The 19,104-nt window shown below is 63.6% G+C and carries 24 protein-coding genes; 17 read left to right on the top strand and 7 right to left on the bottom strand.

The window, feature by feature from the left end; translation table 11 throughout:
* Positions 1 to 100: 100 nt before the first annotated feature.
* The 5 genes from BLQ85_RS11850 (at position 101) to BLQ85_RS11870 (ending at position 4,242) form a co-directional block, all read left to right on the top strand.
* Positions 101 to 1,264: a branched-chain amino acid ABC transporter substrate-binding protein gene (locus BLQ85_RS11850; RefSeq protein WP_074577201.1), complete on the top strand. Its 1,164-nt coding sequence runs from the start codon at positions 101 to 103 to the stop codon at positions 1,262 to 1,264.
* Positions 1,265 to 1,282: 18 nt separating this feature from the next.
* Positions 1,283 to 1,927, top strand: a complete 645-nt coding sequence (locus tag BLQ85_RS11855; RefSeq protein WP_074577203.1) for a DUF924 family protein — start codon at positions 1,283 to 1,285, stop codon at positions 1,925 to 1,927.
* A gap of 140 nt (positions 1,928 to 2,067) precedes the next feature.
* A complete protein-coding gene (locus tag BLQ85_RS11860) occupies positions 2,068 to 2,619 on the top strand; it encodes a DUF3455 domain-containing protein (RefSeq protein WP_083336852.1) in 552 nt (183 codons plus the stop codon).
* A 257-nt stretch (positions 2,620 to 2,876) separates the two neighbouring features.
* Positions 2,877 to 3,467 (top strand): DUF3455 domain-containing protein, encoded by a 591-nt coding sequence (locus BLQ85_RS11865; protein WP_083336836.1) that lies wholly within the window; start codon positions 2,877 to 2,879, stop codon positions 3,465 to 3,467.
* Positions 3,468 to 3,675: 208 nt separating this feature from the next.
* Positions 3,676 to 4,242 carry a DUF3455 domain-containing protein gene (locus BLQ85_RS11870; RefSeq protein WP_175456105.1) on the top strand — a complete coding sequence of 189 codons (567 nt, stop codon included), beginning with the start codon at positions 3,676 to 3,678 and terminating at the stop codon, positions 4,240 to 4,242.
* Positions 4,243 to 4,303: 61 nt separating this feature from the next.
* Here the strand turns inward: BLQ85_RS11870 and BLQ85_RS11875 are convergent, their stop codons facing one another.
* Positions 4,304 to 4,702, bottom strand: a complete 399-nt coding sequence (locus BLQ85_RS11875) for a hypothetical protein (protein ID WP_074577209.1) — start codon at positions 4,700 to 4,702, stop codon at positions 4,304 to 4,306.
* A gap of 133 nt (positions 4,703 to 4,835) precedes the next feature.
* Here BLQ85_RS11875 and BLQ85_RS11880 point away from each other — a divergent pair, with 133 nt between their 5' ends.
* The 5 genes from BLQ85_RS11880 (at position 4,836) to BLQ85_RS11900 (ending at position 8,777) form a co-directional block, all read left to right on the top strand.
* Entirely contained in the window at positions 4,836 to 6,680 is a 1,845-nt protein-coding gene (locus BLQ85_RS11880; RefSeq protein ID WP_074577211.1) for a glutamine--tRNA ligase/YqeY domain fusion protein, read from the top strand.
* Positions 6,681 to 6,759: 79 nt separating this feature from the next.
* Complete coding sequence (locus tag BLQ85_RS11885; protein ID WP_074577213.1) at positions 6,760 to 7,347, top strand: hypothetical protein; 588 nt, start codon at positions 6,760 to 6,762, stop codon at positions 7,345 to 7,347.
* A 17-nt stretch (positions 7,348 to 7,364) separates the two neighbouring features.
* The gene (locus tag BLQ85_RS11890) at positions 7,365 to 7,595 is read left to right on the top strand and encodes a hypothetical protein (protein ID WP_074577215.1); all 231 of its coding nucleotides are present in this window, start codon (positions 7,365 to 7,367) and stop codon (positions 7,593 to 7,595) included.
* Positions 7,596 to 7,654: 59 nt separating this feature from the next.
* Positions 7,655 to 8,590 (top strand): alpha/beta hydrolase family protein, encoded by a 936-nt coding sequence (locus BLQ85_RS11895; RefSeq protein WP_217631820.1) that lies wholly within the window; start codon positions 7,655 to 7,657, stop codon positions 8,588 to 8,590.
* A 4-nt stretch (positions 8,591 to 8,594) separates the two neighbouring features.
* The gene (locus BLQ85_RS11900; RefSeq protein ID WP_074577220.1) at positions 8,595 to 8,777 is read left to right on the top strand and encodes a hypothetical protein; all 183 of its coding nucleotides are present in this window, start codon (positions 8,595 to 8,597) and stop codon (positions 8,775 to 8,777) included.
* Positions 8,778 to 8,818: 41 nt separating this feature from the next.
* Here the strand turns inward: BLQ85_RS11900 and BLQ85_RS11905 are convergent, their stop codons facing one another.
* Positions 8,819 to 9,643 (bottom strand): AraC family transcriptional regulator, encoded by an 825-nt coding sequence (locus tag BLQ85_RS11905; protein WP_254806414.1) that lies wholly within the window; start codon positions 9,641 to 9,643, stop codon positions 8,819 to 8,821.
* Here BLQ85_RS11905 and BLQ85_RS11910 point away from each other — a divergent pair.
* Together BLQ85_RS11910 and BLQ85_RS11915 are read left to right on the top strand one after the other, a co-directional pair.
* Positions 9,642 to 10,343: an ester cyclase gene (locus BLQ85_RS11910; RefSeq protein WP_254806415.1), complete on the top strand. Its 702-nt coding sequence runs from the start codon at positions 9,642 to 9,644 to the stop codon at positions 10,341 to 10,343. The two genes, BLQ85_RS11905 and BLQ85_RS11910, sit on opposite strands and share 2 nt — an antisense overlap.
* A 247-nt stretch (positions 10,344 to 10,590) precedes the next feature.
* The gene (locus tag BLQ85_RS11915; protein WP_074577227.1) at positions 10,591 to 12,462 is read left to right on the top strand and encodes a M48 family metallopeptidase; all 1,872 of its coding nucleotides are present in this window, start codon (positions 10,591 to 10,593) and stop codon (positions 12,460 to 12,462) included.
* Between the two features lie 53 nt (positions 12,463 to 12,515).
* Here BLQ85_RS11915 and BLQ85_RS11920 read toward each other — a convergent pair whose 3' ends face one another.
* Positions 12,516 to 13,373, bottom strand: a complete 858-nt coding sequence (locus tag BLQ85_RS11920; protein ID WP_074577229.1) for a helix-turn-helix transcriptional regulator — start codon at positions 13,371 to 13,373, stop codon at positions 12,516 to 12,518.
* Between the two features lie 75 nt (positions 13,374 to 13,448).
* Between BLQ85_RS11920 and BLQ85_RS11925 the strand changes: the two genes are divergently transcribed.
* Both BLQ85_RS11925 and BLQ85_RS11930 read left to right on the top strand, forming a co-directional pair.
* Entirely contained in the window at positions 13,449 to 14,339 is an 891-nt protein-coding gene (locus BLQ85_RS11925; RefSeq protein WP_074577231.1) for an SDR family oxidoreductase, read from the top strand.
* 30 nt (positions 14,340 to 14,369) lie between these two features.
* Entirely contained in the window at positions 14,370 to 14,975 is a 606-nt protein-coding gene (locus BLQ85_RS11930) for a DUF938 domain-containing protein (protein WP_074577233.1), read from the top strand.
* Here the strand turns inward: BLQ85_RS11930 and BLQ85_RS11935 are convergent.
* Genes BLQ85_RS11935 through BLQ85_RS11945 form a run of 3 tightly spaced genes read right to left on the bottom strand, consistent with a single transcriptional unit; the run spans position 14,972 to position 16,141 of the window.
* The gene (locus BLQ85_RS11935; RefSeq protein ID WP_074577749.1) at positions 14,972 to 15,322 is read right to left on the bottom strand and encodes a DUF2200 domain-containing protein; all 351 of its coding nucleotides are present in this window, start codon (positions 15,320 to 15,322) and stop codon (positions 14,972 to 14,974) included. The genes BLQ85_RS11930 and BLQ85_RS11935 overlap by 4 nt on opposite strands.
* Before the next feature lie 2 nt (positions 15,323 to 15,324).
* Positions 15,325 to 15,696: an ArsR/SmtB family transcription factor gene (locus tag BLQ85_RS11940; protein WP_074577235.1), complete on the bottom strand. Its 372-nt coding sequence runs from the start codon at positions 15,694 to 15,696 to the stop codon at positions 15,325 to 15,327.
* On the bottom strand, positions 15,680 to 16,141 hold the full coding sequence (locus BLQ85_RS11945) for an SRPBCC family protein (protein WP_074577237.1): 462 nt from the start codon (positions 16,139 to 16,141) through the stop codon (positions 15,680 to 15,682). The genes BLQ85_RS11940 and BLQ85_RS11945 overlap by 17 nt, the downstream gene beginning before the upstream one ends.
* Before the next feature lie 225 nt (positions 16,142 to 16,366).
* On the opposite strand from BLQ85_RS11945, the gene BLQ85_RS11950 reads away from it, so the two are divergent.
* The 3 genes from BLQ85_RS11950 (at position 16,367) to BLQ85_RS11960 (ending at position 18,123) form a co-directional block, all read left to right on the top strand.
* Positions 16,367 to 16,585 (top strand): hypothetical protein, encoded by a 219-nt coding sequence (locus BLQ85_RS11950; protein WP_074577239.1) that lies wholly within the window; start codon positions 16,367 to 16,369, stop codon positions 16,583 to 16,585.
* Between the two features lie 7 nt (positions 16,586 to 16,592).
* Positions 16,593 to 17,480, top strand: a complete 888-nt coding sequence (locus BLQ85_RS11955) for a peptidoglycan DD-metalloendopeptidase family protein (RefSeq protein WP_074577241.1) — start codon at positions 16,593 to 16,595, stop codon at positions 17,478 to 17,480.
* A 130-nt stretch (positions 17,481 to 17,610) separates the two neighbouring features.
* Positions 17,611 to 18,123, top strand: coding sequence for a hypothetical protein (locus BLQ85_RS11960; RefSeq protein WP_074577244.1), 513 nt, complete (start codon positions 17,611 to 17,613; stop codon positions 18,121 to 18,123).
* 97 nt (positions 18,124 to 18,220) lie between these two features.
* Here the strand turns inward: BLQ85_RS11960 and BLQ85_RS11965 are convergent, their stop codons facing one another.
* On the bottom strand, positions 18,221 to 18,868 hold the full coding sequence (locus BLQ85_RS11965; RefSeq protein ID WP_074577246.1) for a hypothetical protein: 648 nt from the start codon (positions 18,866 to 18,868) through the stop codon (positions 18,221 to 18,223).
* Positions 18,869 to 19,104 lie beyond the last annotated feature (236 nt).

Genomic DNA, 19,104 nt, shown 5'->3' on the forward strand with positions numbered 1-19,104 from the left:
CTTATTTACTCAGACATTCATTAAAAGTAGGTCAAACCCACTATCGCTCGGTGACGGTGAAACATACATTCAGTTACACCATTCAACCCGAGGTTTTACGATGACCCACACCGCCACCCGCCGCCTTACCCTGGCCGCCCTGACCGTTGCTGTTACCGCAGGCTCCGCCATGCTGTCCGGCTGCGACAACCCGCCCGACACCATCAAGATCGGCGTGGCCCAGCCCCTGTCGGGCAACCTCGCCGCGCTGGGCCAGGACCTGCACAACGGCGTGAAGATGGCCGTGGACGAGCTCAACAAGGAAGGCTTCCAGATCAAGGGCAAAACGGTCAAGATCGAAATCATCGCCATGGACGACCGCTCCGACCCCAAGGCCGGCGTTGACGTCGCCAAACAGCTGGTCGATGCCGGCGTGGTCGCCGTGATCGGCAACCTCAATTCCGGCGTCAGCATCCCGGCCGCGCCGGTCTATGCCGAAAAGCACATCGCCCAGCTGGCCATCTCGACCAACCCGAAGTTCACCGAACTCGGCCTGGACACCACCTTCCGCCTGGTCGCCAACGACAACCTGCAGGCCCGCGCCATAGGCTCCTTCGCCGCCAACCAGCTCAATGCCAGCAAGTTCGCCGTGGTCGACGACGGCACGACCTACGGCAAGGGCTTGGCCGCCGGCGCGTCTGCCGAGCTCAAGAAGGCCAGCAAACAAGTCGTCGTCAGCTATTCGTCGGACGACAAGACCACCAAATTTGACGAGCTGGCCGGCAAGATCAAGGATGGCGGTGTCGAGGTGGTCGTGTCGACACAAGGCGACTTCCAGATCCTGGCGCTGATCGAAGCCCTCAAAAAGATCGACTACAACCAGCAGATCAGCATCCTGGGCGGCGACACCATCAAGACCACCGACATGCTCAAGGGCAGCGACACGGTCAAGGGCCTGTACGCCACCTCGCCCATCCTGGACGCCAAGGAATTCGTCAACGGCAAATCCTTTCTGGCCCGGTACCAGGAAACCTTCAAGCGGGAGCCGGCCTACGGCGGCCACTACACCTATGACGCCATGTACATCCTCGCCGGCGCCATGAAGCGCGCCAACTCCGTCAAGCCCGAAAAAATCACCGAGACCCTGCGCACTTTTGACGGCTACGCGCCCATCACCGGCTCCATGAAATGGGACGCCGTGGGCGAACAGCGCTACGGCGTGGTCGGTGTTTATGCCGTGCGCAAGGGTGTTTGGGACCTGCAGCTGCGCTCTGACCGCTGGTAGGCTAAGCTCGCGGTCGCCATGACCAAAGCCGCCCCCACCTCCACCACCATCACGCCCTCCGTCGCCGCACCCGGCCAGGTGCTTGATTTCTGGCTGGGCGACGGCATCACCCAGGACTGGCCCACGCAGGACCTCGGCAAACGCTGGTTCAGCGGCGGCGCCGAACTCGACGCCGAGATCCGCGCGCGCTTCGGCGCCGCCGTGGATCAGGCCCTGGCCGGCGGCCTGCGGGACTGGGAACAGCCGCCCCTGCACCGCCTGGCGCTGGTCATCCTGCTCGACCAGTTCACGCGCAACATCTTTCGCGGCAGCGCCCGCGCCTTTGCCGGCGACACCCGCGCCCAGCAACTGGTGCGGCAGGCCGTCGCCGCCGGTGAAGACCTGCAACTGCCCTGGGCGGCGCGGCTCTTTCTCTACATGCCGCTGATGCACGCCGAAAGCCCGGCGCTGCAGGACGAATGTGTGGCGCGTTTTACCCGGCTGGTCGCCGACGCGCCCGAGGCGCTCAAGCAGCGCCTGCAGGGCAACCTGGACTACGCCCACCAGCACCGCGACATCATCAGCCTCTTCGGGCGATTTCCTTACCGCAATGCGGTACTCGGGCGGGCCGATACCCCCGAAGAAAAAGACTTCCTCCGCAAAGGCCCACGCTTTGGGCAGTAGCTCAGCCGCTTGAATCCAGCGCCCGCCCCGCTGCGTACCAGCAGCAGGACGCGCCGCGCCATGGCTTCACAACACAGGCCGGTGCGTCTTGCCACGCCGGCCCCTTGGCCGGTCCACCACCACCGAGGAGTTCCACCATGATGCCGCGTCCCTTCACCGCTTTCGCGTCCCTGCTTGCCGTTTCCGTGCTCGCCGCCTGCGGCAGCATGTCGCCCATGAAGCCCGTGTACTCGCAGGCCGGCCTGCCCGCCGCCGTCCAGGTGCCCGCCGGCCACACGGTCGCCATGGAGACCGTAGGCGTGGGCGAGATCACCTACCAGTGCAGCCCCAAAAAAGACATGGCCGGCCAGTTTGAATGGGTGTTTGTCGGCCCCGACGCCAGGCTGAACGACCGCGGCGGCAAGCAGGTCGGCAAGTACTACGGCCCGCCCGCCACCTGGGAAAGCCTGGACGGCTCCAAAATCACCGCCACCCAGCTCGCCGTGGCCCCCAACGGCAGTGGCAACATCCCCACCCAGCTCGTCAAGGCCAACCCGGCCATGGGCAGCGGCGCCATGAGTGGCGTCAGCTATGTCCAGCGCGTGGACACCCGCGGCGGCGTCGCCCCTGCCATGCCTTGCGCTGCCGGCAATGCGGGTACCAGACAGGTGGTGCAGTACCAGGCCGACTACATCTTCTACAAGGCGATGTAAGGCGGACATCCCGATGCGAGCCTAAGCAGCCGGCCCTGAACGTCAGGCGGGGCTGGTTTTTCAATCCCACAGGCTGGCCCTGTGGGCTTTTTTGCGCCCGCCTGCACCGCTTCCGCCGCGCCGTCAGGCCCTGCGGAAATGCGCTGGCAGCAAGCCTGCGCGGCGTCCTACAGCACATCCATGCGCCCCGCGTTTTACTGGCATGCAACAACAGGCAGACAGCCAGCACAAGGCCAAACGGCCAGAACGGGGGTTTCATGAAGAGCACGCACAACGTCCTCTGGGCCTATAGCAAGAGCGCCGCCATCACGGCGGCCATGATCACCGGCACCGCCGCGCTCATGATCGCGTGTTCGGGCGTCGCGCCCCTGCCCAAGGAATACAGTCAGGACCGCCTCGACCCGCAGGTCGTGGTGCCGCCGGGTCATGTCGTCGCCCTCGAAACCACCGCCAGCGGCCTGCTGCACTACGAGTGCAAGGCCAATGCCACCACCGCCGGCACCATAGGCTGGGTACTGGTGCGGCCTGAAGCCGAGCTGCTGGACCGCACAGGCAAGACCGTCGCCCGCTACTCCGGCCCGCCCGCCACCTGGACGCATATTGACGGCTCCAGCGTCGTCGGCACCCAGGTCGCGCTGGCCCCGCGCGTGGGCGCCACCAACCTGCCGCAGCAGCTGTCCACCGGCGCGCCCGGCGCCGCACCCGGCGTGCTGCAAAACGTCACCTACATCCAGCGCATCAAGACCAAGGGCGGCCAGGACCTCAGCAAGGCCTGCACCCAGGCCGATATCGGCGACAAGCTCACCAACTCCTACCAGGCCGATTACATTTTCTGGAAAGCTGCTTAAGGCAGCCCCTCCGGGCACGCCTGTGAAGGCGCGCCTCTCCATGGTTGCCAAGCCGCCATGGAGCCCAAGCCCGCAGGCTCCGGCCTGCGGGCTTTTCTTTTTTGCCGATGTTTCCCCGCACACGGTCCCTCTGGCCGCCTACAGATGGCCCGCCGCACCAGGGATTTACTGGGGTGTGACACACCGTCCGCCGCCACTGGAGCCCACCGTGAACATCCCCACCAACACCTTTCGCCCCTTCCCTGGCCTGCTGCTGGCTGCCATGGCTGCGCTGGGCGGCTGCGCCCTGCGCCAGGCCAATCCCTACCTCGCCCAGGAGGCCATGCCGGAAACCTTGCGTGTGCCCGCGGGCTACGCCGCGGTGCTCGAAGCGCAAGGCCGCGGTGAGCTGCTCTACGAATGCCAGGCCGTCAAGCGTGCGCCCTATGAATACGCCTGGCTGCTGCTGTCCCGCGGCATCCGGCTGGCGGATGGCGCAGGCAGCACCGTGACCTACTACCCCGGTGCCCGCGCTCGCTGGGAGCACAGCGACGGCTCCAAGGTGAGCGCGCAGGAACTTGTCGAAGTGCCCGGCGACCCCCGGAACCTGCCCCTGCAGCGGGCGATGGTGGGCCCCTCCGACACCCCGGGCGCGCTCGCCAACATCCGCTACATCCAGGGCCGCCGCACCGTGGCCGGCGTGGTGGCCAACCCGCCCTGCACCTCGGCCACCCTGGGCATGCGCGTCTCCGTGCCCTACGAGGCCGATTACGTCTTCTGGCGGCCGGCCGCCTGAACTTTCACACCGCCCATAAAAAAGCCCGCAAAAAGCGGGCTTTTTCTTGCCTCAGGCGGGCTTAGCGCTGGTAATAAACCGGTGCCGGGCGATAGCCGGGGCCGTAACCATAGCCGGGCGCCTGCACATAGTAGCCACCATGGTGCCTGTGGCCGTGGCGCGGGCCGTAGTACACGGGCTGCGGGTAGTAAACCGGTGCCGGCCGCACATACACGGGACGCGGGTAATAAACCGGTGCCGGCTGCACGTACACGGGGGCGGGCTGTACATACACAGGTTGCGGGTACACCGGGTAGGCATTGGTCACACCCACCGCCACGCCCGGAACGCCTATGCCCACGGAAAACGACACATTGTCGCGGGCCTGGGCAGCCCCTGCAAAGCCCAGGGCGGCCACGGCCAGGGTGGCGGCGGCGCCTGCCAGGGCGAGGGAGCGGTTTGCTTTGATGGCTGTCTTCATATGGTTCTCCTTAAGCAGGGCAGGAAATGCCCATGTGCTTATTAAACGCAGGGCACCTGTAATGGCATACCGCATGCCCCGTGAAGAGAGTAGCCAAACGTAACCCTACTCGGGTAAGCCCTAAAATCCCTTAATGACCACCCCCGCCCCTGCCTCCGCTCCTGCCGACAAAGAAATCCACAAGCCCAGCAACTTCCTGCGCCAGATCATCGAAAAAGACCTGGCCGAGGGCACTTATGCCAGCCGCCGCTGGGGCGGCAGCCCCGGGGATGCCGCCCACCATGCCGCCGGCCAGCCCGACCCCGCCAGGGTCCGCCTGCGCTTTCCGCCCGAGCCCAACGGCTATTTACATGTGGGCCACGCCAAAAGCATTTGCCTGAACTTCGGCCTGGCGCGCGACTACGGCGGCGTCTGCCACCTGCGCTTTGACGACACCAACCCCGAAAAAGAAGACACCGAGTACGTCGACAGCATCGTCGACGCCGTCAAATGGCTGGGCTATGACTGGACGCAGCTAGGCGCCGACAAGGCCGACGCCAGGCCTTACCAGGCCAGCGACTACTTCGACTTCATGTACCGCGCGGCTGAATACCTGATCGAAAGCGGCAACGCCTACGTCGACGAACAAAGCGCCGAGGAAATGCGCCTGAACCGCGGCGACTTCGGCCACCCCGGCACCAACAGCCCCTTCCGTGGCCGCACCCCCGCCGAGAACCTGGCGCGCTTTCGCGAAATGCGCGACGGCAAGCTCGCCGACGGCGCCGCCGTGCTGCGCGCAAAAATCGACATGGCCTCGCCCAACATCAATATGCGCGACCCGGCCATCTACCGCATACGCCGCGCCCACCACCACAACACCGGCGACAAATGGTGCATCTACCCCATGTACACCTTCGCCCACCCGGTCGAAGACGCGCTCGAGCAGATCACCCACAGCATCTGCACCCTGGAGTTTGAAGACCAGCGCCCTTTTTACGACTGGCTGCTGGACCGCCTGGCCGAAGGCAAGCTCATCGCCACGCCCCACCCGCGCCAGTACGAATTCGCGCGCCTGAACCTCACCTATGTGCTCACCAGCAAACGCAAGCTGGCCCAGCTCGTCAATGAAAAGCGCGTCAGCGGCTGGGACGACCCGCGCATGCCCACCATCGTCGGCCTGCGCCGCCGCGGCTACACGCCCGAAGCCCTGCAGCTGTTTGCCGAACGCATAGGCGTCACCAAAAGCGACAGCTGGATCGACTACAGCACCCTCGAAGGCGCACTGCGCGACACCCTGGACCCGATCGCCCCGCGCGCCATGGCTGTGCTCGACCCCGTCAAGCTCGTGCTCACCAACTGGGATGAAATCATGGGCGCCGGCAAGCTCGACGATTGCAGCGCCCCCGTGCACCCGCACCATGAAGAGATGGGCAAACGAAACTTCAAGATCGGCAAGGAAGTCTGGATTGAACGCAGCGACTATGAAGAAACGCCACCCAAGGGCTTCTTCCGCCTGTTCCCGCCCCACGTCAACGCCAGCAAGCAGGCGATTGCCGGCAGCAAGGTGCGCCTCAAATACGGCCACGTCATTGAATGCACGGGCGCGGTGAAAGACGCCAACGGCAAGGTCACCGAAGTCCACGCCACCCTGATCCCCGACACCAAGAGCGGCACCCCCGGCTCGGATGCGATCAAGGTCAAGGGCGTGATCACCTGGGTGGGCGTCAACGATGCCGTTGAAGCCGAAGTGCGTCTCTATGACCGGCTGTTCACCGTTGAGCATCCTGGCACTGGGGACAAGGATTTTCTGGATGAACTGAACGCCGACAGCCTCAAGACCGTGACGGCCTATGTCGAGCCTTCACTGGCCAAAGTGCCCGCCGGTACGCGCTTTCAGTTTGAGCGGCATGGGTACTTTGTCACAGACATTGTTGACCACAAGGATGGCAAGGTCGTGTTCAATCGGGTGACGGGGATGAAGGACAGTTGGGCCAAGTGAAGCCCGGCTATCTCCAAGAACGAAGAAAAAGGCGGCGCCAGAGCACGCCAGGCAGAACAATATCAAGGAGGGAAGAAGCATGAAAGCCATCATCAAGACGCTGTTCATAACGTTGGTGATTGCCGCACTGAGCGCGTGCGCATCCATCAAAGACCCAAAAATATATTCAGAAAAGAAAGAAGACTTTTCTCCCGAGCCAGTGAAGAAGGTACTGGTCGTCATCGATATGGGCCTCGAATTTGACACATTGCCCAGCGGATTGGCATTCTCAAAGACGGACAACGCAAAAAGAATGTATGACCCCTTGGGTCAGGCAATGATCGCCGAGCTAAAAAAATCGGGTATCGAGGCCGACTATCAACTGCACCTGACAAAAGCGACCCTTGTGATCCCCCCAGGTTATTCGCACGTCTGGATTCAGAAGCTCGACAGATTGGTCCACACGACGAGCTCCGTCGGCTCATACGTCTCAGGCCGCATATGGAAAGCCACCATCGTGCAATGGCAGCCACCGGCACCGCGAAAACTGACGATAGCCTTCAGGTCGGAATATGAAGCAGATGGGCCGCAGTGCTTCATGCCCAATACGCTTGCCAACAAGGACGAATGCCAAAAGAACTACCTTGGCACTGTTGTTGGCCAATGGCAAAAGTCCGGTCTGAAGTGATCGCTGGGAGATTGCAAATGCCAATGACCGACAAACAACTGGCTAGCCGTGACGCAAAGCGCAATCTGGGCGCAGAACTGCTGCAGTCCGCGCGCGAAATGAAAGCGGGCAAAGGCAAGGTGGCAGCGCGGGTTGCGCCATTGACCGGTAGCTACTTTGTGACCGACGCCAAGGATCATCCGATTGGAGGAGAGGGTAAGCCCGTGTTCAATCGGGTGACGGGTATGAAAGACTCGTTCAGCAGATAACAAAGCCACCCCGATACATGCACCAGAACTTCCATCCCAAAGGATTCAACAAAGTTCTGGTGACATGGGGATTTACGAGTGCCCTGCTCGCGCCAGCCGCCAGCCACGCACAATTCGGCCGCATCGAGTTCAGCGATGCGGGCGACTTTTCTGAATCGGCCATCATGCGCGGCGTCAAGGCCACACAGGCCCAGTGCGCAGCCGCCGCCAACACCGTCTGGGCGGCCACCGTGCACTCGGGCGCCGAGTGCATCAAATACTGGAAGGCCGGCTTCGGCGACCAGCCCGTCAAACGCGCCATCGTGTTTTTTCACGGCGATATTTTTGTCGGCGTCGGCCAGACCAGTCAAACCTACCTGGACCTGAGCAATGCCCGGCTGCAAAAGAATGCCGAAGACTGGGCCCGATGGCTGGGCTGGCCCTACATCTTCATCGGCCGCCCCGGCACCCACGGCTCATCAGGCAACCACATGCAGCGCAGGCGCATTGACGAGTCGGTCATCATCTCTGCAGCACTGGACGAACTCAAGAAGCGTTACGGCATTGAAGAATGGGTCGTCGCCGGCCAAAGCGGCGGCGGCCATGTGACTGCCTCGCTGATCACCGAACGCGCCGACATCGTCTGCGCCGTGCCCACCTCGGCCCCCTCCTCGCCCCGCATACGCTGGGAAATGATGGGCCGGACCAAGGACACCACCAACTACGCCGACTCCTACGAGCCCTGGAAGTTTGTCGCCAGGGACAAGGTCAACCCCCAATTGCGCGTTTTTGTGCTCGGCAACCCCAACGACAAAAACGTGTTCTGGGCGTCGCAAACCGTGATGGCCGATGCGCTGCAAAAAGCGCAGATTCCGGTTCAGGTTCTGGAGGGCGAAGGCACCGGCCCCGACGCGCATGGCTTGTCGAATTCGTCGCGCATTGTGGCCGGGTGGTGTGCACGGGATATGCGCACGGAGGAGATGATGGTGCGGGCGGGTAAGGGGCTTAAGGGGTGAGCCTATGGAACAGGTCAGCCTGAAGGCCGTGATGGCCTACGTCGAACCATCGCCGGCCAAGGTGCCCGCCGGCACGCGCTTCCAGTTTGAGTGGCATGGCTACTTTGCGACCGATATTGTTGACCACAAGGACGGCAAAGTCGTGTTCAATCGGGTGACGGGGATGAAAGACTCGTTCAGCAAGTAACAAAGTCCCCTGGGACTTAATCGGCAGCCCGGTGGCTGCGTTCAGGCCATTTCCCGCCCTGCTACATCCACCTGTCGCCGCCGGAACGCTCCGGGGGTGCATCCCTCGGCACCGCGAAAAAACTTGACGAAGTTGGTTGCCTGGTCGAAGCCAACCCGTGCTCCGACGGCGCCGACCGGCAATTCCGTATGTGCCAGTAAACGCTTGGCTTCCAATGTGACGCGCCCCGCAATGAAGGCCTTGGGACCGACGCCGGCGGCGTCGAGGCACGCTCGTGCAAGCGTACGCTCGGAGCATGCCATCGCATGTGCATAGCGCGCGACATGGTGCCACTCGTGAAAGTGTGCATCGACCAGCGACCGGAAGGTGCGAAAGTGCTCCGATACGCGCTGCGGCCCGTCGGCTGATCGCGGCTGACCATGGAGGAAGACATGCAGACGCGTCACGATCGCAACCAACTGGCTTTGCAGCAGTTGGTGCAACAGTGGACGCGGGGTGTCAAGTCGACAGTCTGCCAGCATGCGCGCCAGTGCGTCGCCCACAAGGCTCCACGTCTGCCCTTGCAGAACCAAGTGCGTCGGCAGCGTCTCGACCAAGTCGACGGCGAAATGGGCTCCACCGGAGCCGGAATTCAGGAGTTGGGGACGAAAGAGAAGAATCCATCCGTCCCAACGGCTCTCGGCGTCGAAGCGATGTACTTGGGCTGGCCGCACACTCACCACCGAGCCGGTGCGGCACTCGATCTGGCTGAAATCAACCATTGGCCGACAGCGCCCTTGGTTGACACAAACCAACATGTGAAAGTCGTAACGGTGGTGGCGTTGCAGATGGCCCGCGCTCACTCTCTTCTTTAAGTCCGACATCATGAAGACTTCCAGGTCGATCTCGGGCCGCGTGTTCGGCCGAAACACAACCTGCTCGATCTCCACTGACTTCGTCCGGTTTTGCATCGGGCGATTGTCGGGTATTTACCATCAATTCGCCGCGTTTGATCATCCGTTCACGATGAATTCGCTGCAAACTTTAGGGCAACGGCTGGATATCCAGCCTGCCAACAGCAACATTGGAGCGAATCCCATGCAAGGTCCACGACAAACAGTCCCTTTGGCGGCGGCAGCCGCATCCCCCGTTCTGCCCGACCGTGCCTCAGCGGCCGACACGAATCGGAAGTTCATGAAGCGGTTCGTCGACTTCATCAACACGGCTGACCCCAAGCTGTCCACCGAACTGGTCTCACCCGACGCCGTATTCCACGTGCCTGGACGGCCCGATCCGGTGCGCGGCCCTGCGGGTTACATCGAGATCATCCAGATGATGCGTGGCGGTTTCCCGGACATCCAGTGGACGCTTGAGGAAACCGTGGTCGAAGACGATGTGATCGCGGCCCGCTTCACGATGCGAGGTACGCACCGCGGCCCGTTCTCTGGTGTGCCTCCGACGGGAAAGAAGATCGCGGTGCAGGCACTGAACATCTACCGCCTTTCGCAAGGCAAGATAGTCTCCGAGGTCGGCCAACCTGACCTGCTGGGGTTGATGATGCAGATAGGTGCCATTCCGCATCCTTGACGTGAGCTGTACATGCACGCGACCTGATACGAAAGACTGGGGCCAGCTCGTGACAAGCGGGCGCTCGGCCCGAATCACGAGCCGGCCGTCGGCGAAGTGCGGTCGCTGAGGGGATCAGCCGCCCATTGGAAACAAACTGAAACAGCCCCCGTTTTGGTGAATTGTTGCCCCTCCCATTCGACGGCCAAACGCATGGCCGCCCGTATGATCGGCCGGTTCAAATTCAAAACTCAAAAGGACGTTTCCCATGGCTGCTGCGCGCACAATCCACGCCGACCTCTGGCGGGTTTTTCTGCTGACCCTGGCATCGCTCTTTCTCATTCCGGCGGTCACGCTGGTTTTCACGCACTACGCGCTGCAGTCTGAGGACAAGGACTTCATCCAGCGCGTCAATTCTCAAATCAATGCCGCCACAAACCTGACCCCGGCGCAGAAGGCGGACGAGATGGCGTTTTACGACACGCACAGGCTGTCGATGGCCTGCGCCGCCACCGGGCCGGAGAACCAGGTCTTTCACGACAAGGTCTGCAGTCCTTACTCCATGCACTGGTGGTTTCACTGGGCCGAGCGTGCCGCGTTCTGGACCTTGATCCTCGGGGCCGCGCTGCTGGTGGCGGCCGGCGTGCTGGGCGCGCTGGCCTTTGTCAACCGCGGCCTGCGTTATGCGAGCTTTGTGGCGGGTTGGCGGCTGATGACGTTTTCCAGCGCGGTGGAGGTCACCCTGCAAAGCGCCATGCTGGTGTGGCTGTCATTCTGGCTCACGGCTTACTTCTGGCACAGCTACTACATCAAGCTGGTGGGCCTGGCCGGCATCATGGCGGCCCTGGCGGTTTTTTATGCCATCTACACGCTCTTCAAAAAATTGCCATGGGGCAACACCATTGAAGGCGAGCTGCTGTCTGAAGCCGACGCCCCGCGCCTGTGGGATCGCATTCGTCAACTGGCGGGCCGCGTCAAGACATCCCCGCCGGACCAGATCATCGCGGGTATCGACAACAACTTTTTCGTGACCGAAGCACCCTGCACGGTGGCCGGGCAGACCCTGACGGGCCGCACGCTGTTTGTGAGCATTCCGCTGCTGCGGGTGCTGGACACCGCCGAGGCCGATGCCGTGCTGGCGCACGAGCTGGCTCACCTGGGCGGCGGCGACACGCGCAGCAGCGCGGCGCTGGGCCCCAAGCTCAACCAGTTTGACCTGTACACCTGGGAAATGCGCAGCGGCGGTTTGACCATCGTGGCGCACTACCTGCTGCGCCTGTATCGCATGGTGTTTGAATTCGCACTGGCGCGCGACAGCCGCGAGCGCGAGTACACCGCCGACCGCGTGGCCGCGAAGCTGACGGCGCCGCAGTCCATCGTGCAGTCGCTCATCAAGATCTCGGCCTACTCCAGCTACCGCAACACGGTAGAGAACAAGCTGTTTGAGCAGGAGCAACAGCACACCGGCGCGCTGGGCATTGCCGGCTTTGTGGCTGAAGGTCTGCACCCTTATGCCCGCTCGGGTGAATTTGTGACGGCCATGAAAACCGCCGCCGTGCCGCACCCCTATGACACGCACCCGCCGCTGGTAGAGCGCATGCGCAATGTGAACCACAAGGTGGCTGAGGACAGCTACGGCGCCATTGTGACCACCGTGCCTCAAACCACCTGGGCCGACGAGATATCGACCGCCGCCGCCATCGAGCAGCGGCTGTGGACAGACTACGAGCAGCGTTTTGCCGCCGCGCATGAGCAAAGCCTGGCCTACCGCTATGAGCCGGCCACCGAAGAAGAGCGCGCCGTCGTGCTGCGCTACTTTCCGCCGGTGTCGTTTGACCTTGGCAATGACAAGCGCATTGACATCACCTACGAAGGCCTGCATGCCACGGCAGACGGCGGCGCGCCGATGTCATGGGACGAGGTCAAGGGCATGACATTCAACAACAGCAGTTTTGGCAACACGCTCACCGTCACCCACTTCGACAAGGGCATGCTGGGCGCGCGCACCAGCACGATCAAGCTCAAGGGCCTGGGCAAGCAGGAAGAGCACTTCAAGGCGGTGCTGGGGAGCTACTGGCAGCGCCACCAGATCATGCGGGCGCAGCAAAAAGCCCGCGCCGCTGAAACCGAAACGGCCTGAAACACGCGTGAGATTGAAGGGCCGGCGAAGGCCGGCTGGTGATTCACCGGCTTTCAGCGCTTTTCTTTTTTCAAGCGCCCGGCCCTGTCCGACATCAGCAAGGCCACGGCCTCCACATCCGCCGGCGTCACCGGCGTAAACACCATCAGGCTCAGCCCGGGCGAGCTGTCGATGGCCAAGGCCTGGTACTCCAGCGTGATGGCGCCGACGCCGGGCCGCTCAATGCGTTTGGTTCCTACCCAGTGGCTGCGCATTTCGTTCTCGGCCCAGAGGCGGCGGAAGTCGGCGCTGCTGGCCTGGAGTTCGGCCGCGAGGGCGGCGGCCTCGGGGCAGTCGCCGGCGCGTGCCGCGTCGATGCGAAAGGATGCGACGGCGTAGCGTGCGTCGGTTTCCCAGTCGGGCAAGCCCTTGCGCACGCGGGGGATGCTGAACAGGCGCCTCAGCAAATTGCGTTCGCCGGGCTCCAGCGTGGGGTAGTCGGCCAGCACGGCCAGGGCTGCCGCGTTCCAGGCCACGATGTCCCAGGTCAGTGTCTTCACCACCGCGGGGCTGGTGGGCATGGCATCGAGCACGCGTTGCAGCGCGGGTGTGACCACCGCTGAAGACCTGGGCTTGAGCGGCGGCGGGCGCTGCTGGGCCAGCAGGAACATGAACTCGCGGCCGGCGCTGTCCAGCTCAAGCGCGCGGGCCAGGCGCTCCAGCACTTCGTCTGAAGGCGGGCCGCCGCGCCCTTGCTCCAGCCAGGTGTACCAGGTGACGCTGACGTTGGCGCGCGTGGCGACTTCCTCGCGCCTGAGGCCGGGCGTGCGGCGCCGGCTTGCGGCTTCGGGCGTGGGCAGCAGGCGCGCGCGGCGGTCGCGCAGGAAACCCCCCAGGGTGAGAGGCTGGGCCGGCAGGGTGTTAGTGCTCATACCTGTATACGCTCACGGCTTTTGCAAATTCGGTGGAGGGCGGATTATCGGGACTCATTTTTTCAGGAGTTCAGTATGCGTGTTTTTGTGACGGGAGCGACGGGCTTTGTGGGGTCCGCGATTGTGCGTGAATTACTTTCCGCAGGGCACCAGGTGCTGGGACTGGCGCGCAGCGATGCGGCGGCCGATGCCCTGCTGAAAGCGGGTGCGGCGGCACACAGGGGCGAGCTGGCGGACACGGCCAGCCTGGCGGTGGGCGCGCAGGCCTGCGACGGTGTGATCCACACGGCCTTCCACCACGATTTTTCAGCCCACGCGGCGGCTGCCGAGATGGACAGGCGGGCGATCAAGGCATTGGCCTGCGTGCTGGAAGGCTCGGGTCGACCTTTTGTGTCGACCTCGGTCACCATGCTGCTGGCGCACGCGCGCCCCGCGACCGAAGACACAGCGGTTCCCGCGGACTCAGCGAACCCGCGCGCCGGGGCGGAGGCCCTGATGGACACCGCTGCCGGCCGCGGTGTGCGCGCCAGTGTGGTGCGGCTGCCGCCTTCGGTGCATGGCGCGGGTGACTATGGTTTTGTGCCGGCACTGGTGGCGATTGCGCGCCGCAAGGGTTTTTCGGCGTATATCGGCGAGGGCGCGAACCGCTGGCCGGCGGTACACCGGCTGGACGCGGCGCGCCTCTTCCGGCTGGCGCTGGAAAGCGCCCTGCCCGGCGCGCATCTGCATGCCGTGGCCGAGGAAGGCCTCGCGCTGCGCACGATTGCCGAAGCCGTGGGCGCGGGGCTGGGTGTGCCGGTGCGCAGCATCAGCGCCGATGAAGCACCGGCCCACTTCGAGTGGCTGACGCGCTTTGTTGCGGCCGACAACCCGGCGTCGAGCGCGCTGACGCGCAGTTCGCTGGGGTGGCAGCCGCAGGAGCCGGAACTGCTGGCGGACATACGGGACGGCGGCTACTTCGCTTGAAACGGGGCAGGCCTGGGGTTTAATCACCCCATGCCCCAACCCAATTTCAGCCCCGCAGCAGACCGCAACAAGCAGCCCATCCTCGATGTGCTGCTCAAGGTCCTGCCCGCGCAAGGCACAGCCCTCGAGATCGCCTCAGGCACAGGCCAGCATGTCGCCTGGTTTGCCGCGGCCCTGCCGCAATGGACATGGCAGCCCACCGATGCCATGCCAGCCGCGCTGGACTCGATTACGGCCTGGGTGGCCGAGCAGGGTTTGCACAATGTGCGCCCTGCCCTGGTGCTCGACGTCATGGCGCCCGCATGGCTGCCGGGCGATGCGAAGTTTGACCTCATCTATTGCGCGAACATGCTGCATATCTCGCCCTGGGCGACTTGTGCTGCGCTGATGCAGGGTGCGGCGCGCCATCTGGCGCCGGGCGGGGTGCTGGTGACTTATGGACCGTATCTGGAAGACGATGTGCCCACGTCAGAAGGCAATCTCTCGTTCGACCAAAGCCTGCGCGCGCAAGACCCGGCCTGGGGTATACGCCGCAGGGAAGAGGTGGAACAGCAAGCCGCACGCGCCGGCCTGCGCTTACTGGAGCGGCATGCGATGCCGGCCAACAACCTTTTGCTGGCCTGGGCCAGGCCCTAGGCCCGCAGGATTTTTTCCATCGCCTTGCCTTTGGCAAGCTCGTCCACCAGCTTGTCCAGGTAGCGTATTTTTTGCATCAGCGGGTCGGCAAGCTCTTCGACGCGGACGCCGCAGACCACGCCCTTGATCAGCGAGGCATTCGGGTGCATGGCGGGGGCCTGGGCAAAAAAGGTTTCGAAATCGTTTTGCTGGTCAAGCTGGCGGCGCAATCCCTTTTCGTCATAGCCCGTCAGCCAGCAAATGATTTGATCGACTTCTTCCTTCGAGCGGTTTTTGCGTTCCGCCTTCTGGACATAGAGCGGATACACCTTGGCAAACGCCATCTTGAAAATCTTGTGCGCGGGCATGCTCATGTCTCCTCGGCTTCCAGCGACGCTTTCAATCGGCCCAGCGCCTGGTCCCATTGCTGGGCAATCAGGTCCAGCGAGCGGCGGGCTTCGTCGAGCTGCTGCGGGTCAAACTGCCACAGGCGCTCGCGCCCCACTTTCACATGGTGCACCAGGCCCGCGTCGGCCAGCACATGCAGATGTTTGGTCACGGCCTGGCGCGTGATGTCGGTGGTGGCGGTCAGCTGCGAGATCGAGACCGCGCCGCCCACACAGAGCACGGCCACCAGGCGCAAACGGGTTTCATCGCCCAGGGCGGCGAACACGCCCGCGGGGCCGGGCTGGGGCGAGGAGGTTTCGGCGGGCCTGGAATTGCTTTTAGGACGAGCTGACATATTTCTCGATGTTAGCCATCTGCCCTTGCCAGCCGCCGTCGTTCATGCGGAAGGCCTGCTCGCGGCGCGCCACGGGGATTTTGTCAAAGCCGGATTCGACCACGCTGAGCAAGGTGCCGCCGCCCACCGCCTTGAGGGTGAATTTCACAAGGGTTGTGGGCTCTTTCGAATAGTCGACGGCCGGGTCGACCGCATAGGGGTGCCAGCGGTAAGAAAAAAGCCTTTCGGGTTCCACACGTTCAATGAACACATCGAACAGCACATGCTCATAGCCCGCAATGGTGATGTGGCCTTGCACCTGTTGGCCGGCGGTAAAACGCTTGCCCTTGAGCGCCACACCGAACCAGCTGCCGAATTCCTCGGCGTTGGTAAGCGCCTTCCAGACCCTGGAGGGCGCGGCCTTGATGTGGACGCTGCGTTCGATGCGGTCGGTGGATGAAGTCATATGCAATCTCCTGGTTGCGTTTATTTTGCACCGGAAAATTCGTTTATGCAACATATTGGTTGCATGATTTTGTCCCCAATTGCAAGCAATTGCAGCCGCCGTGGCGCAAAGTGGTTGTTCGCCTACAAGGGTCTGGGGAAATCGCTGCTCAAATCAAAGCGTACGGGCTTGTTTTGTGTTTTTGACCGCCCGCTTTCCCCACCCCCATCCATCCAGGAGACAGCCATGCCCCAGTTCGCCATGATTACCGGTGACGTGACCTACACACCGGGTGACGGTGCACCGATTGAAATCCCGCGCGTGCGCATTGAAGTCGCGCTGGAACCCGACAGCGCCACCCTGAGCTGGGACGCCGGCGACGGCGTGGCCGCGGTGACGGCAATTCCGCGCATCCAGTTTGACGACTATGTGCGCGAAGGAAAAATCACCATGACGCCGCAATAATGGCGCCATGCATGTCCCTTTTTCACCGATCACGATTCCTTCACACCTGAGCCGCCGCGCCGTGCTGCTGGCCGCCGCGGCCGGCTATGCCCTGCCCGCCTCCTTGCTGGCCCAGGCGGTGCTTTCAGCCGACGGCATTTGGCCGCGCGCCTCGCAGGTGCCCGGCGGTGTGGCATGGCTGCCGCTGGGCCCGGCCGCGCAGCGGCCCCTGGCTTTTGCGGGTGAGCTGCCCTTGCTGGTGCTGGGCGATGCGGCCGGATGGACGGCGCTGGTAGGCATTGCGCTTTCGGCCGCGCCCGGCGAGGCGAACATCACGGTGCAGGCCGCCGACGGCAGCCGGCGCGATGTGGCTTACACCATCGCCCCCAAGCGCTACAGCGAACAGCATCTCAAGGTCGAGCCGCGCACGGTGGATTTGTCGCCCGAAGATTTGGCGCGCTACGAGCGCGAGCGCGCGCACCAGGAGGGCGTCATGGCCACCTTCAGCGAGCCCCTGCCGCAAGGCCCGCTGCGCATGCGGGTGCCTGTGCCGGGGCGGCGCTCCAGCTCCTTCGGCCTGCGCCGCGTGTTCAACGGCCAGCCGCGCAACCCGCACAGCGGCATGGACATCGCGGCCGCCACCGGCACGCCAGTGCTGGCACCGCTGCCGGCCCGGGTGATAGACACGGGTGACTATTTTTTTAACGGCAACACGGTGTGGCTGGACCATGGAGGTGGTTTGCTGAGCATGATGTGCCATTTGAGCGAGATCGACGTGAAGCCGGGGGACACCCTCAAAACCGGTGAGCGGCTCGGCGCCGTGGGGGCTACCGGCCGGGTGACCGGGCCTCATCTGCATTGGGGGGTGATGCTGAACCGCACCATGGTGGATCCGGCGCTGTTCCTGCCGGCCTGAGCCCCCAGCCCCCTCTTTCAGAGGACGAGCGCGTCATTCTGGATATCCCTCTCTAACCCGTTAGGTCGCACTCACTAGGCAAAACCGGCAAGATGACTCCATCGTCAAAAGCCTATTGAAGGAACATTCCATGAGCGCCAAAAACCTCTCCACCGTTGCCAACGACCTGATCGAGTCCTACGGCAATACCGCCCTCAACGTCATCCAGGCCTACCGCGCCGGCGGTGAGCGTGTGGTCAGCCTGCTGGAGCAGCGCTGGAACCAGGCCCTGAAACAATCGCGCACCGAACTGACGGCTGAAACCGCGAAGAACGCTTCGGCCGCCCAAGCCGCTTTCAGCGCCTACTACACCAAAGGCCTGCTGCTGACGACCAGCGGCGCCGAACAAGTCGTGAGCCAACTCGTCAAAGTGGCCGAAGCCGGTGTGGAACGCGCCGCCGCCAACGCCAGCCTGTTTGAAGAAAAAACCGGCGTGACCACGCTGAACACCCTGGCCCAGGCTACTGCGCCCGGCGCGCTGGCCTTGAGCAAGCTGGCCGCACAGATCGAACAAAAGAGCGCCGAACTGGCCGGCAAGATTGCCGGTGACAGCAAGCCCAGCAGCAAACGCAGCTCGGCTTTCCGCCGCGCCAAGGCAGCCTGATAGTCAGCGCCCTGCGCTTCAAGCAAAAACCCCGGCCGGCGCCATGCGCTGACCGGGGTTTTTTTATGGCCTTGCGGCTTTGGCGCTAGCCTTGGTTTTAACCGCGCGGGTTGATCAGGCGCTCGACTTCATCGCGCAAGGCGCCCAGCTGGGCACGCAGGTCGCGGCGCTCCTGCGGGGTCAGCACACCGTCGGAACGGTAGGCGGCTTCGCGGTTTTCAATCTCCTGCTCGCGCGCCTGCAAGCGGCCGGCTTCGCGCGGGCTCAGGCGGTGGCTGCGCACGCCCTCGTCAATGCGCTGGCGGATATTGAACTCCTGGCTGTCGATGGCGCCCATCCTGTCGGCGGGGTAGGCAACGGCCACGGTGCGGTTGTTGGCAATGGCGCGCTCGACTTCTGCACTGAGCTGGGCCATGTCGGCGCGCAGCTGCTGGCGCTCCTGCGGCGTGACGCGGCCGTCGGCCTTGTAGGCGGCTTCACGGTTCTGTATCTCGCTGTCGCGGCGATACAGCACACGCGCTTCCGAGGGCGTGATGCGGCCGGACTGCAGGCCCTCGCGTATACGCTCGCTGACGGCCTGCTGCGCCCTGTCTATGCCCGGCGTCTGCGGAGCCGGCGCATACACCACCTGGGGCGGGTAAGAAGGCGCATAAGGGCCTTGCGGCTGCGCCATAGCCGGCGCGGCGGCCAGGCCCGCGGCCAGCGCGGTGGCCAGGAGGGATGCGGTCAAGAGTTTCGATGTCATGGGGTCTCCTTTGCTCAATGAATGAACCGGCAAGCCCTGAGGAGGAAACTTGCTTTCCGAAACACCGGCCCGGAGGGACTCGGGTGCTTCAGTGCTTTCATCGTGGAGGCCCAAGGTGAAGGCCGTGTAATGCGGACGTAGGGCGCATGTAATGTGGCGCGCTTTTACCCCGTGTTTACCTCGTGGCATTCCGCAGTATCAGGATGTAGCAGCGCTTACAGGCCGCGCGGCATATC

It is taken from the genome of Polaromonas sp. JS666 (genome assembly GCF_900103405.1).
GTDB lineage: Bacteria > Pseudomonadota > Gammaproteobacteria > Burkholderiales > Burkholderiaceae_C > Polaromonas.